At 68.6% G+C, this 13,847-nt stretch carries 12 protein-coding genes; 5 read left to right on the top strand and 7 right to left on the bottom strand.

What is annotated here, in order from left to right; translation table 11 throughout:
• Positions 1–12: 12 nt before the first annotated feature.
• Positions 13–1,662, bottom strand: coding sequence for an FAD-dependent monooxygenase (locus WMF20_RS33235; RefSeq protein WP_437605863.1), 1,650 nt, complete (start codon positions 1,660–1,662; stop codon positions 13–15).
• A gap of 616 nt (positions 1,663–2,278) precedes the next feature.
• On the opposite strand from WMF20_RS33235, the gene WMF20_RS33240 reads away from it, so the two are divergent.
• Positions 2,279–3,424 (top strand): hypothetical protein, encoded by a 1,146-nt coding sequence (locus WMF20_RS33240; protein ID WP_437605864.1) that lies wholly within the window; start codon positions 2,279–2,281, stop codon positions 3,422–3,424.
• Between the two features lie 97 nt (positions 3,425–3,521).
• On the opposite strand, the gene WMF20_RS33245 is transcribed toward WMF20_RS33240, so the two are convergent.
• Complete coding sequence (locus tag WMF20_RS33245) at positions 3,522–3,971, bottom strand: DUF4267 domain-containing protein (protein ID WP_237244314.1); 450 nt, start codon at positions 3,969–3,971, stop codon at positions 3,522–3,524.
• Positions 3,972–4,154: 183 nt separating this feature from the next.
• Here WMF20_RS33245 and WMF20_RS33250 point away from each other — a divergent pair, with 183 nt between their 5' ends.
• Both WMF20_RS33250 and WMF20_RS33255 read left to right on the top strand, forming a co-directional pair.
• On the top strand, positions 4,155–5,135 hold the full coding sequence (locus tag WMF20_RS33250) for a cupin domain-containing protein (RefSeq protein WP_437605865.1): 981 nt from the start codon (positions 4,155–4,157) through the stop codon (positions 5,133–5,135).
• Between the two features lie 147 nt (positions 5,136–5,282).
• Positions 5,283–5,840, top strand: a complete 558-nt coding sequence (locus WMF20_RS33255) for a hypothetical protein (protein ID WP_437605866.1) — start codon at positions 5,283–5,285, stop codon at positions 5,838–5,840.
• A gap of 531 nt (positions 5,841–6,371) precedes the next feature.
• On the opposite strand, the gene WMF20_RS33260 is transcribed toward WMF20_RS33255, so the two are convergent.
• The 5 genes from WMF20_RS33260 to WMF20_RS33280 all read right to left on the bottom strand — a co-directional run bounded on the left by WMF20_RS33260 (position 6,372) and on the right by WMF20_RS33280 (position 11,545).
• Entirely contained in the window at positions 6,372–7,073 is a 702-nt protein-coding gene (locus tag WMF20_RS33260) for an adenylate/guanylate cyclase domain-containing protein (protein WP_437605867.1), read from the bottom strand.
• Positions 7,074–7,086: 13 nt separating this feature from the next.
• A complete protein-coding gene (locus tag WMF20_RS33265; RefSeq protein ID WP_437605868.1) occupies positions 7,087–8,010 on the bottom strand; it encodes a TIR domain-containing protein in 924 nt (307 codons plus the stop codon).
• 1,126 nt (positions 8,011–9,136) lie between these two features.
• On the bottom strand, positions 9,137–9,703 hold the full coding sequence (locus WMF20_RS33270) for a hypothetical protein (RefSeq protein WP_437605869.1): 567 nt from the start codon (positions 9,701–9,703) through the stop codon (positions 9,137–9,139).
• Positions 9,700–10,476 (bottom strand): hypothetical protein, encoded by a 777-nt coding sequence (locus WMF20_RS33275; protein ID WP_437605870.1) that lies wholly within the window; start codon positions 10,474–10,476, stop codon positions 9,700–9,702. The genes WMF20_RS33270 and WMF20_RS33275 overlap by 4 nt, the downstream gene beginning before the upstream one ends.
• Before the next feature lie 922 nt (positions 10,477–11,398).
• Entirely contained in the window at positions 11,399–11,545 is a 147-nt protein-coding gene (locus WMF20_RS33280) for a hypothetical protein (RefSeq protein WP_165374332.1), read from the bottom strand.
• A 45-nt stretch (positions 11,546–11,590) separates the two neighbouring features.
• Here WMF20_RS33280 and WMF20_RS33285 point away from each other — a divergent pair, with 45 nt between their 5' ends.
• Positions 11,591–11,839 carry a hypothetical protein gene (locus WMF20_RS33285; RefSeq protein WP_437617264.1) on the top strand — a complete coding sequence of 83 codons (249 nt, stop codon included), beginning with the start codon at positions 11,591–11,593 and terminating at the stop codon, positions 11,837–11,839.
• A 941-nt stretch (positions 11,840–12,780) separates the two neighbouring features.
• Positions 12,781–13,770, top strand: coding sequence for an ATPase (locus WMF20_RS33290; protein ID WP_437605871.1), 990 nt, complete (start codon positions 12,781–12,783; stop codon positions 13,768–13,770).
• Positions 13,771–13,847: the final 77 nt, after the last annotated feature.

Below are 13,847 nucleotides of genomic sequence, written 5' to 3' on the forward strand. Positions count from 1 at the left end.
GGACCTCTGCGCTCACCCGAGCGCCGCCTGCTGCTGGAGAGCTCGGGCCTCCTGCCACGTGCGGAGCCACCGCCGGCAATAGGATTCGAGATGCCTGGCCGACGCGCTCTTGTCGCCGACGAACCCGACGTAGCCGTCGGGCCTCACCAGGAGCACGCCCCTCGATCGGCCGAAGATCGCGTGAAATCGCGCGCGGGCGGCGTCGTCCGATAGGGGGGCGATCCCGACGACACGGATGGCGGGCCACGGCCGCACGGCCTCGCACCAGTCCACGCTCGCTGCGTCGGAGGCTTCGGGGTGCACGACCAGAAGCGTGAATCGGGATGGATCGAGCAGGCCGAACAGCCGTCTCTCCTGCCAGGCATCGCCGTGGCCGACCAGGCTCAGGACGGGCAGGTCGGGCACGCGATCGCCGGCACGCAGTCGGCCGGCACGCCCGTGGTGCGCGGAGAGCGGGCTGCGGCGATAGGCGATCGCGACCTGGCTGATTCGAAATGGGACGATCCGCTGGAGCGGCCGGACTCCCCCGAGGCTGGGGGCGAGGTGACGGAGCAGACCGCGAACGACGGGACGGCGGGACGTCATGAGGTCCGTAATCCGCTCCGTCTTGCGGAGGACGTAGCGCGCCACCGGCACACGCTCCTGTTCGTAGGTGTCGAGCAGGGCCTCCGGGGCCTGCCCCTGCATCACGAGGGCGAGCTTCCAGGCGAGGTTGATCATGTCCTGGATGCCGGTGTTCATCCCTTGACCGGCCGCCGGGCTGTGGATGTGCGCCGCGTCGCCGCCGAGGAGCACGCGGCCAACCCGGAGGTGCGGCACCATGCGGCTGTTGATGCGGAACCAGGAGGCCCAGCGCAGGTCGCTGAAGCGCCCAGGGACGGGCGAGCGCTCGTCGTAGATCGCCTGTAGGTCCGCCATCGCCGGGGCGGCGTCCTTGCGCACCTTGCTCGGCGGCACACCGGCGATGATGCGGAAGCGCCGGTGGCCCAGCGGGAACAGGCCCATGAAGCCGTACTCCGTGGAGAAGATATGAAAATCATCCTCGGCGAGGTCGCCGTCGACGTGCAGATCGCCAAGCGCATACGTCTCGTCCATCGTCCGGCCCTCGAAGTGAAGGTCGAGCGTGGCCCGAACGGCGCTGTGCGCGCCCTCGGCGTCGATGAGCCAGGGCGCCTGCGCCTGCTCCAGCCTCCCATCCGGGTGGCGCAGCGTGGCTTTGACCGGGCTCGGGTCGGAGGTCCGCGCGTCTTGCTCGAAGCCGACGAGCTCGACGCCGCGTTCGATCGCGACGCCGAGCTTCTCGATCGCCTCGCGGAGGATCCGCTCGGTCTCCATCTGCGAGATGAAGAGGAGGTAATGATACCGGCTGTCGATGTGGCTGAAGTCCAGGTGAAAGAGGCGCTTTCCGCCGCCGTAGACGCTGACCCCGGCGGTTGGATGGCCGATCCGCAGCATCTCTTCCGACAACCCCCGCATCTCCATCAGCTCCAGCGTCCGGGCCTGGACGCCGATGGCCCGGGACCGCTCGGGCGGCGGAGCCGCAGCCGGAGGCGGAGCAGGCACCTTCTCGATCAGGCGCACCGGGATACCCAGACGCGAGAGCTCCAGAGCGGCCGTCATTCCGGTGGGCCCGGCGCCTACGATCAGCACGGGGATCGACATGCCCCGTCGTTCGCATCCGCCGTGCCATTCGAAGGTCGCGGCGAATGCTGACCTTGCCTGCTCGGAGCGGAGGATCCGGCGCTGGATGTCGCTGCTCGATGACGAGTCGTGGGCAGAGATCGAACCTCTGCTTCCCAGCCGCGGGGCCGATCGCGACGAGGCCGATCGAGGACGCCCGACCGCGTCGCGTCGACGGGCATCGTGTTCGTTCTGCGCACCGGAATCCTGAAGCGATCGACCCGTTCTCCGGAAAAGCGCGCAGGCGGGCGGGGCGCTACGAGCGACTGGACTACGAGCGACTGGAAGCGACTGGAGAGGAGCGGCCGTGGCCCCATCTCCTCCAAGCAGCGTCGTTCGTGACAGAGGGGCTCGGGCGAGGTGAGCTCACGTGAGACCCAGCCGTTCACTCGACGGGGCCGATCTCTTCTGAGTTATTTCTACGTTCGACCCTCGTCAAACGCTTTGTGTGCTATAGACCCCGCGTTTGCACCCAATTCAGTACAATCGCCGAGGGCATCCCATGAAAATCTCTTCAGAACGCTTCGGGCTTGTAGTATCAGCGTGCGCCGTGGCCGGTCTCCTCGCTCGCGGAGCCTCTGCGCAGTCGGCCCCCTCCGTGGAGACCACGTACGTCGACGCGCCCGCGACCGATCCGGGGCGCGTGGAAGGCTGGTCACCGGGGCTGCTCCTCGGCGGCACGTTCCACCTGGCCAACAATCGCAGCGTCGTCGGGCAGGCAGACGGGACAGGCGTATCCGCAGGCTTCGTTCTGGAGGGCTCCCTCGACTTCAATAAGGCCGCCCATGAGCTCCGCGCGACGCTCGGGGCTGGCGCTGGCGTGACGCGCACGCCGGCCCTGGATGCCTGGGTCAAGACGCGCGACGCGCTCGCCTTCGAGGCGATTTACCTCTACCACGCCGTGCCCTGGTTCGGGCCGTTCGGCCGCTTCGCCCTCGATACGCAGATGTTCCCTGGCAGCGACCCGCGCTCGGCGCCGACGACCTATGCGATCACGCGCGCGGACGGGACGACCGAGGCGATCACCGGGACGCGCCTTCACCTAAGCGATCCGTTCCAGCCGGTGACGCTCAAGCAGTCGCTTGGCGTCTTCGTCCAGCCTGTCAATCGGGAGTCCGTCCTCGTCGAGGCGCGCGCCGGCGCTGGCGCGCAGGAGGTCATTGCGTCGGGCGTGCTCGCCCTGGGGGACGACGACGGGACGCCCGAGGTCGAGGTGAGCGAGCTCTCGAGCTATAGCCAGCTCGGCGCCGAGGCTGTCATCGAGGCTTCGGGCACGCTCCGTGACAAGCAGATCACGTACAAGGCGGGCATCGCCGCCCTCTTGCCGATCGTGTATTCGGATCTGGACGCAGGCGATGAGCGCGGCGCGCTGGACCTCATGAACGTCGACATCGTCGGGGGGCTCTCCTTCAAGCTCGTGGAGTGGGCGTCCCTCGACTACCAGCTCCATGTCGTGCGCCAGCCGCAGCTCGTCGACGCCTGGCAGGTGCAGAACAACATCCTGCTCACGCTCTCCTATGCCGTGGGCTCGAAGGTGCCAGGGTTGCCGCCCTGCGTGCCCTGCAAGCCGGCGCCGACCAAGGCGGAGCCCGCGCCAGCCCCGGTGTCCACGCCGGCCCCGGAGCCCGCGCCGGCGCCTGCGCCCACGCCGGCCCCCGAGCCTGCGCCTGCGCCCGCACCGGACGCGGCGCCTGCACCTGCGCCCGCACCGGACGCCGCGCCTGCGCCTGCGCCGATGCAATGATCGATAAACGCTGGCAGGTAAACACCATCAAGAGTCATCAGGAAGAGGGCACGCGGCACGTAGCAAGCGGCGCCGCGGCAGCTGCCCGCCGCGCCGCTCAACGCTCCAGCGCCGCGTGCGGCTCCAGCACGGGGCGCGGCGTCCACAGCATGACCACGGCGGCGACCACACAGTAGACGACCGCGGAGCCGTGGACCATCAGCGCGTAGGGGATGCTGCAACGGCCGCTCGTGCTCGTCACCAGGCAGTCGACGAGCGGCATCACGCTGGAGGCGAGCGTGACGACGCCGAGCGCCGTGCGCATCCGCAGCGCGAGCAGACCCACGAACATGAGGCCGATCCCGAGATCGCGGCCCGCCTTGATGTGGAGAAAGACTGCGTCTCCGACGTCGAGGAGCGGGAGGCCGAAGCCCTGAGCCGCCGTCACCGGCTGGGCGAAGCCGCGCACCGCGAGGAACAGCATGAACGCGCCGCCCAGCGCGCCGAGGATGAACGACGGCGAGGTGGGCTTCCAGGACGACGATTGCTCCAAAGGTTCACGCTTCACGATCCGCCTCCTCCGATACGGCATCGCCACCCTTGCGGTGCGCGAGCCGTTCGATGCGAGAGAAGTTAGGGATTGTCGCCGCCACGAGCCATCGCTCCGGCTCTCGATGTTTTGTCTGAAGCGCTCACGGCGCGATCGTTCGGGAGAAGGCTGCTACCGTGGCGGTCCATGAACGAGGGCGCGGTGCACGATGTGCTGGGAAGGGTGCTGGAGCTGACGCACCTGCGCGGCCGGATCTACTGCCACTCGTCGGCGCGGGCGCCGTGGGGGCTCTGCTTCGACGCGTCCGCGGGCGCGGTCTTCCACCTGGTCACGGCCGGCACGTGCTGGCTCTTCCTCGGCGAGCAGCGGGTCGCGCTCGGGCCGGGCGACGTGGTGCTCCTGCCGCGCGGCAGCGCGCACGCGCTCGCCGATCACGCGCGGAGCCGGCGGATACCGCTCGCGGCGTGGCTCGCGGCGCGCGGGGCCGTCGACCACCGCATGCGCCTCGGCGACGGCCAGGGCGCGGAGACGCAGGTGCTCTGCGGGGTGTACGCGTTCGACGTCCCCGGCGCCCGCCACCCGGCGCTGCGCGTGCTGCCCGAGCTGGTCCACATCCCGGCGAAGAAGACGCGCGGAAGGCCCGAGCTCGCCGAGACCATCGCCGGCCTGACGCGCGAGCACGATCGCGCGGATCTCGGCCAATCCCTGGTGGTGTCGCGGCTCCTCGACGTGCTCTTCGTGCAGCTCCTCCGCGCCTGGGTCGACGATCAGCCCGCCGGCGGCGCCGGCTGGCTGGGCGCGCTGCGCGATTCGCTCGTCGCCGCTGCGCTCTCGCGCCTCCACGAGGACCTCGCCGCGCCCTGGGACGTCGCGACGCTGGCGGCGAAGCTCGGGACCTCGCGGCCCACGCTGGCGCGCCGCTTCGTGGCCGAGGTGGGTCTCTCCCCGCTCGCGTACCTGACCCAGGCACGCATGCACGAGGCCGCGAGGTTGGTGCGCGAGACCGATCGACCGCTCACCGAGATCGCCGAGGCGGTGGGCTACACCTCGGTGTCCGCCTTCAACCGCGCCTTCCACCGCGAGCACGGGGTGCCGCCCGGCGCGTTCCGCAAGCAGGGCGCCGCGCATGACCGGCGTGAGGCCGGCGACGACGCGCCGGCTGCGCCCTCCCTCATCGAGTGAAGGGCGGGAGCACGCTCGACGCCCATCGGCTCGAACCAGGCCGGCCCCCTTTCCGGTGCGAAGCGGGTAGGGATCTGGAGCTTCAACGCACTCTTCGTCGTGACCTGCTCGGCCGCCGTGGTATCGGTCGAGCTCCGTTTGGAGCGCATGAGCATGATCGAGCCGAAGATCGTTCACGTCGGCCCCTACCCCCTTCGGCTGCCCGAGCTCTGGTACGAGGAGGGTGACGTCCGCGAGAAGCCCGGCTTCTTTGGGTACAACGCCGTCGCCATCGTGGGGGTGAGCTTCGACTTCTACGTCATCGTCGGGCGGGGGCGGGACGAGGAGGAACGACGGCGGCACGTCGACGGATTCGTGAAGGGTAAGGCACCGCTGCGTCACCTCCGCGAGAGCACGAGCTGGCAGGGCATGGCGTTCGAGCAGCACCGATTGGAGGAGTGTACGAAGCTCGCCCCCGGGGCGGTGTACGAGCTGTTCCTCTGCGAGGCCCACGGCGACCTGCTTCTGTTCGGTTTCGGCTTCGTCGCGCCGCTCGAACAGGAGGAGTCCCTGCGGATGCTCTTCACGACGATGGTGAGCGGCGCCATCGTGGAGCGGGGCGATTCGCTCCACGGGGAGGGCGCCGGGAGCGGCGGTGATGGCGGCGCTTCACGCGCCGCCGCAAAGCCCAAGCGAAGCTGGTGGACCCTGTTTCGGTGGCGGTAGCAGCGGTTATCGACCACCTACTCACGGATGGGCTGACGATGGCCAAGCGCAGCTACGCCGCTGCCGAGGTGCGAGCCGCCCGAGATCCCCCGGCGCGTATCGCCACGGTCGCGCCGCCGCGGCGGGGCGCCCGAGCTCAGCCACAGGCACGGCGGCCGCCAGGGAAGGACTACACCGGATCCACCCAAGTCCACACGACCGAGAAGAGGCACACGTAGATCGTCGCCTCGCCCATCATCACCCCATCCATGTCCACATCTGGCACCACCTCGTTCCCGAGCGCCGGCGGGATCGGACGGATCGTGTAGAGTATCAGTAAAATTTGCTGTCGCTTGACAGAGGGACCCCTAGGCGACCAGGGACCCCTACTCGACGAGGCTTGCGAGCACCGTGCCACCCTCGTCGGGCGACGGCGGAGCTCATCCGACGTGTCCGGCTGCACGGCTACAGTCAGCAGGTGCGGGAACCAGCAGGGTCGACGTTGCGGACGCCACGTTCACATGATGTCTCACCCATCGCAGACGTAGATGTCTAAAGTGCCCAGTGCCATGCGGAGCGCCGTACAGTAAGGTTTCTCACGGTCTCCGGGTAAGACTCCCACATCGACTTGCCGTCGCGGGACACTCGGACGCTCTCGTCCGCCGCCGAGTAGACGTCATTTGTAATGTATGTGGCGTAGTTTCCCTCGCGTAAGGAGCAGAGCTTCGCCGCGATGTTAGCTGCGCGTCCCACCCACACTAGGTCGTTCGCTCCTCGGATTCCGGTCCGGGCGACGAAGAGGGAGCTCATGTCGATGCCCACGGCCTGGCTGACGCGGAAGCTTTGGGGAAGGGTCGGGTATTGTTCGCGGACCTTCGGGTTCAGGATCTCTACGACAGCATGGTTGATCGCAAGAGCTGCGCGGCAAGCGTTCGTGGCCATCCCGCTGCCGAGGAAGACTGCCATAACTCGGTCGCCGTCGAACGCCGTGATCTCGCCACCCTTCTCACGGATGATGCGGCAGGCGCAGTTCAGGTAGACCTTATACACCGCGGCAACGAATTCTGGCTTATAAAGTGTAACCAGGCCCGTCGAATCTGCGAGGTCCGCATAGAGCACGGTACCCGTGAGCTTCACAGCGTCATTCGCGAGCTTCAGATCTGGGGTATCGGGCACTTTCGCGCCATCGCGAGATGTCCACTGCTCCTTGAGAATTTTCGTGACTTCGGCTCTGAGGTCGTCTGTGAAAGCCATGGTCGTCCCTTCCTCACCTGCACCGCAACCGGGAAACTATAGTGCGGAACTCGTTCATCGCCGGCGCTACGCGCGACGGAAGATCAGTCTCGGGACCGGGAGCGATTTCAAGCGCTTTTATCCCGACAAGATCTGAGGGGAGCTTGAGATCGCGCTCATCGCGCAGTCGCACCATGAAGGTGCGCTCGCGCCCGAGGGCCCCCATGAGCAGCCCGAGTTCGAAGGTGACGTTGTCGCGCGGGGTCGGGCTCCGCGCCCCACGGGTCTCCACTACGTCGTCGGCCGTAACCACGACAAGCCCGAAGTCGAGCGTGTCAAGCTGCGCAGCGAGGGACTCGATGGGCGTCTGGCCTGCACCGAAGACCCCGTCGGTCCACAGGCGCATTGTCCACGGGTCGTGCTGGCAGGCCGCCTGGATGGCACGCGCGACGGGCAGGCGCTCCGTGGGGGAGCCGATGAAGACGACGGGCCGCGCGTTGGACGGCCTGACGAGCTGGCCGCGCTCTCGCAGGCGCTTGCTAATGTCGACCGAGAGCCTGCGCCACACCTTGGGGTGCCGATCTGCGATTGTCGAGAAGGCCGGCTCCTCGATCCATGCGACAACCGTCTCATCAAGGGCGCGGATCGTCGCGCTCCGTTTGGCCGAGGGGTCGATCATGGCCATCTCGCCTACGTGCTGGCTGGCGCGGCGCCTGGCGACCTCGCGACCATTGATCTCTACTCCCACGACTCCCGCAAGGATAAGGCAGAGGTCGGTGTCCGTATACTCCTGGGTAATCACGATCTCGCCTGGCATGTAAGCCTCGAGCCTTACCGAGTCGGCGATCTCGCTCGCGACGTGCCCGTCATGCGCGACGATCGACTGCTCGCGCAGCGCCTCCTCTAACCGGCGCCGCCCTCGACCTTCTTTCGCTTCGGTGAATCTGTCCAGCAGCATGGTTCCTCTGGCAGCCGAGGTGGCCCGTCTTGCCGACGGCCCGGCCGGGAGCGTGAGGATACCAGCGAGAGGCGCGGATGGCGACCACCATGCTCCTCCCTCCACGATGCGGTCGGCTTACTTCTCGGCTGCCGAGCGGAACGCGTAACAGCGTGCTTCCCGAGGCTTCGCGGACCTCGCGGCACCGGGTCTTGTTCACGGTGCTGACAGGACTCCGGCAAGTCGAGCTCGCAAGGCTCGGGTGGGACGACTTCGAAAGCCTGGACCGCGAAATGCCTGTGCTCGGAGCCCTGCTGATCCTCAGGGGGCGCCATCACGAGATCGACAGCTGACGACGGACGACCCCGACATGGACGCGACCCCCTGCAGCGGCCCAAGCATCGCAACGCCAAGGACAACTCCGACAAGCCCAGGAGCCGCATCCAGTCGCGGTGTGGGCGCTCCGCCAGCTGCGTGCTCAGCTACGAGCGCGCGGCTGGTACAGGCCCGACGGTCCCGTGTTTCCTGCGACGTGGAGCAAGACTGCCGGCCACTCCGTGAGCCATGCCCAGACGATAGACTCGGAGCGGGAGATCCGCGCCATCATGCGCGCGGCCGACCTGCCGGTCCACCGCTGGGGCTCGTCGCTCTCGTTTGGCTGCCCGCCGTGCACGAGGTGCTAGCGTTCCCCGCGGCGCCGCGGAGCGCATCCGCGCGGCAGGTGGACAGCGCACGCCGCCTCGCCGAGCTCGACGCGGCTGGCCCGGGGTGGAGGGCGTCGAGGTAGGCGACGACGACTGCGAACTCGCGAGCGTGCCGCCGTGGTCGCGCGCAGAAGGCATCAAGGGCGAGCCGACAGCACGGGGCCGCGTACGTCGAGGCGCATGCGGCCGAGCTCGCGCTCCAGGGCACGCCGCGGACGCGCTCCCGCCCGAGCACTGGCCTCCTTGTGCAGAGGCCCGCGTGGGCGGCGCTTCTCCCTCGAGGAGGAGATCCCCTGCCGAGATGCGAGCCGCCAGGGTTCCGCCGGCTCGTGCGGCCATGACCGCGCCGCGGCGGCGGAGCGCCGCCGAGCTCCCCGCGAGCGCTTCCGAGGACGAAGCGCCCGAGCTCAGCCACGTGGACGGCGGCCGCCCGGGGGGAGTAGTTACGGATCCACCCAGGTCCAGACCTTCGAGAAGAGGCACATGTAGATCGTCGCCTCGCCCATCAACGCCCCGTCCATCGCCACGTCCGGCACCACCTCGTTCCCGAGCTCCGGCGGGATCGTCTGGCAACCGGGGTACGTGGCCTCGATCTCTTCTGCGACCGCCGCCGGTATCTCGTCGGGCTCGCCCGTATCGTGGATCCCATAATAGGGCCCGAGGAGGCTCACGTGGAAGCTGAGCGAAGCCCTGTCGCTGAGCGAGGGAACGGGCCCCGAGTCCTGGGGGCGATAGACGCGGGCCGAGTATGCCGGGTCGCTCCCCCCTGCCACAAGGCTGAGCGATTCGTTTTGAAGGCTGTATCGCTCGTACATGCGGTGGATCATCGCTTCCCACGTTGGGTACTCCGCTCGCCCGCGGTTTGCGGCTTCCACCAGGCGGCGGTGCTCTTCCGTGTCGTCGTAGAAGGGCTCGTTGGGAGGCACGTGCCTGCGTTCGAAGTTATGCACGCCCCGCGGGTAGAAGCGGTAGACGAGGTCGAGCAGATCGGAGCGGTTTATCACCATCATTTCGTCACCGAGGCGCCTAGTTTCGGGTACTTGAATTTGAACGCAGCGTCCACCGCGCGGTGAAACCTTTCGCAGAAGATCCCCGGCGGCAAGTTATAGTCCATGAGCTGTCCGACCTCCTCCGTGATCTCTTCGCTGAGGTTGGCTGCAAGGAGTGGATCGATTTTTCCCATCAACTCAGTCCGGAGCGGCATCTGGATGGTGAGAGAACAGTACCACTCCCTGGTGCCGGCTGTAGACACGTGCTCGAATTTCAGGTTTGCCTTGGCCTGTTGGTACCCTCCGGCCTTACCCCTTCCGTCATCCTGGACAGTGGTAACAAACGGAAAATCCGATGGATCAAAATTTACCCAGACAAAGTGGGCCATTCCGGGCTTCGGACACTTCGAGCTGCATGCACCGCTACAGCTCAAGAAGGTCGCTCCGTCTGCGGCTACGTCGCCGGCTCCGGGGCACGTGTCTCGCGGGCTCTCCGGGCTATATGTCGTCGGGGTCTCCGAGCTGTCGCTCGGTCTCTCCTCTTCATCTTCGAGCTCCCACTCGTTGCAGGCGATCTTGCGCTCGCTGCCGTCGTGCGGGCCGTCTGGCGGCTCCGCCCCGAAGTCCCCGGATGCGGCGGAGGTGTAGACGGGGCGGGGCTCCGAGCCTGGACCGGCACCTGCACCCGAAGTTCTTTCCCCGACAGGGTAGCAGTCTCCGATCGTCCAGTTGCACGCCGCCAGCGTCCAAACCGATATGACCACGATCGATAACAGGACTGTTCTCACGTTCATTTAGCACTCCATCGAAGCACAGGACCAGCAACAACGACGACGGACACGTAGCTCGGGAGCACCAGACTACCCCGACCGACCCAATCCACGTTGACGCTCACCGACACCCCCAGCGGTCCGGCAACGTACGCGTTCGTCTGCGCGTGGCCGCCTACGGCCAAGCCACCGACGAGGCCGCACAAGGTGATGCCGCACGCCGGCACGACGTAGAACGCGACCGATGGCCCCACGCTGACGTTGCCGTCCTCCCAAGCATACCCAAGGTCAACCGAGGTCTGGTTGTAGACCCCGGGCCCGTCCTCCTGGGTCGGGGGTAGGATCGTGCAAAGGTCGTGCACCGCGAACAGGATGTCTCGCTGGATGGGCCACGCTATGCCCGCGTGCGGCCCCACCGCGAGGCGCGGAACGGTACCGGCCTGGAGCCACCCGAGGCTTACGCCGGTGCTCAGCTCGTACGCTTCTACGCGCGCCGGGACGACAAGGAGCGGGAGGACAACCCCTGCTGCCCATGAGATCCGTCGCTGTGACGCCCTCACCGTCTCCCCCCGGGTTGGAAGCCTTTGGCCGTGGCCGCGCAGTGCGCTGAGGACCGCGAGCCATTTCTCTGAGCGTGACGTGGGCGTCAAAGACAATTTTCGCGGTGAAACCGGGATGCATGTGGGTCGGCCCGTCCCGGGCGTGCGCAGGGGCGCACGCGGTTACGCGGCGGGGGTGTCGCCAACGAGCTGGTCGATGAACGGCCGGTCACCAGCGCCCGATGCATCCCTCGATCTTCGCGGCCGCTCCGCGGCCCGGCCAGGCGACACCGACGGCACCGAGCCCGAGGCTTGCGGACGTTCACCTCGTCCCCGTGGCCGCTCCCCCGCCTGGCGCCGCCCCAAGCGAGCGGCGCCCCCGTGCGGGGTACACCCAGCCTACCGCGTCAGCGACGGCGCCGGAAGCGGAGGACGAGCGCGGCGCCCATGCCGACGAGCACGAGCAGGGCCACGCCGACCCACACCCAATCCAGGGGATCCGAGCTAAAGGAGACGGCCACCGCGCCGCATCCGGGAGAACACGCTCTTTTCATCAGGCAGCCCTCCTCTCATAGACCGCCCCTCCGGTCCGCCGGAAAATGCGGAGCACGCCGCGGTGCTCCTCGACGTCGCGGCCCCACTATCTGCGCGGGCGCCGTGTACGCAAGCGCGATCGCGAGCTCGCCGGCGTCCATCTCGACGCCGCGGCCGCGCTGTCTGCTCCGGCATCCTGTGGAACGCCAACGCGATCGCGCGCCGACGACGTCTGGGAGCTGTACTATGGGCCGGTTCTGCTCGCGCAGGTCACCTTGAAGAACAAGGAGCTGCAGCTCGCCAAGGCACGGTGACCTGCGCGCTCGCACGCCGGACCGTGAGCAGAGGCTCGCGTGTACCGAGACCGCGGGGAGCGGTTCGTATATAGATCCTGGCGGTTCGAGAGAACGAGGCAAGCGTGTCGCGTCGACGTGGATCCGGTCCCTGTTTCCGGTCCTCCCGGAGCACGGACCCGTAGCTCAGGAAAGGGTCACCGCGGCTGCCGGTGTGAAGTGTTATCAGGGCTCCGCTCGTACCCCCTCCTGCGCACCCGTCGGCCCTCCTGTACAGGCCCCGGCGCCCCCCTGCGCAGCGCCGTCGACCCTCCTGCGCAGCGCCGTCGACCCTCCTGTGCAGCCCCGCCGGCCCTCCTGCGCGGCCCCGGCGCCCTCCTGCGCAGCGCCGTCGGGCGTCCAGTGCAGCCCCGTCGGCCCCCCTGCGCAACCCGTCGGCCCTGCTGCACGAGCCCCGGCGCCCTCCTGCGCGGCCCCGTCGACCCTCCTGCGCAGCCCCGCCGGCCCTCCTGCGCGGCCCCGGCGTCCTCCTGCGCACCCCCGTCCGTGTCCTACGCCACACTCGCCGCTGTCCTGCGCAGCCCCCGCGCCTCACCTGCGCGCCCCCGATGGTGTCCTTCGCCACCATCGTCCGGCTCCTGCGCAGCCCCGTCGGCCCTCCTGCGCAGCCCCGGCGTCGTCTCGCGCGCCTTTGTGGTTGCTGCGCACCCCTTTCTCCCTCCTCCCTCCTGCGCCCGCGCCCCCTTCGCCAGCTCCGTGCCCGCTACCCGCGACGCCGGCACACCGCATCCTTCCGATGCCGCGGCACACCGCATCTCCCAACCCTCGCCCCAGCGCCTCGCTCGCGACGCGACCGACTCGTGCTCTCCTCTGGCCAATGCCTTGTTCGCCGATACCCTCGCCGATCTTCCAGCCCCTCGTTCCGAGGGGCGCTGGCCCCGACAAGGAGGCGTATTTTTACCATGGCAAAGGCATCCACCACCACGTCGCCCAGGACCGACAAGGCCTCGAAGAAGCCCGCTCCGCGCGAGACACAGGGCGCGCCTCGCTCCTCGACGAGAGCAGCAGCAACCACGCTGAGCGCCGCCCGCGAGGCCGAGCTCCTCCGAGAGGCCGAGTCGGTCGGCGACAACACCGTGGTGTTTCCAGGCAAGCTCGCCCGGCGCGTCGTCTGGGCGAGCCGCATCCAGCTCGCCGCCGAGCGCGACGCGGCGGATCTCGTCCGCACCCCCTTCCCCGAGGACGAGCCCCCGCTCACGCGCCAGGAGATCCTCGCGCTGCGCGACAAGATCGAGCTCCTGCGCGCCACGCAATCGCGCTGGCAAGCCGCGCAGCAGCGCCAGGAGCGGGCCGCAGCGACGTTCGCGAAGCCGGCGGCCGAGGCCGCCCTGCACCGGCAAACGCTCCTCCGCTTCTTCGATCTCCGCTTCAGGAAGAGCCCCGAGGGTCAAAAGCGGCTCACGGCGATCCGCGCGGGCAGCGGCGACGCGGATCTGGTCCAGGACGTCTCCGACCTCCTCTTGCTCTGCTCCGAGCACGCGGAGGCCCTTCACAAGGCGCCTCGCGGCGAGGCCGACGCGGCGGCCCGCCTCCGCGAGCTCTCGCCGCTGCTCGCGCGCATGCTCGCCGACAAGACGCTCTCCCCTGAGGCGCAGCGCTCGCGCAAGCTCCGCGACGCCGCCTACACGCTCGTCGTGCACGCCGAGCGGAGGCTGCGCGCCGCCGCGGAGTACTGGTACGCCGGCACCGACAAGATGAAGGACTATGCGCCCTTCCCCGTCTCCCGCGGCGCCGCGTCCACCGGAGATGAAGAGGAAGACGAGGCCTTCGCGGAGGACGGCGCGCCGGAAGGCGACGCGTCGGAGGAGGGCGCAGCGGACGGCGGCGCGTCGGATGGGGGCGCAACGGAAGTCGGCGAGTCGGGCGAAGACGAGGACGAGGACGAGCGGTAATCGCCTCAGGCCGCGGTGAGCGCGTCCAGAGGGGGTGGCCGGCTCGTCCTTGGCTCCCCCAAGCTCCCCCACCCCCG

This window comes from Sorangium sp. So ce834 (assembly GCF_051521425.1).
GTDB classification, from domain to species: Bacteria; Myxococcota_A; Polyangia; order Polyangiales; family Polyangiaceae; genus Sorangium; species Sorangium cellulosum_D.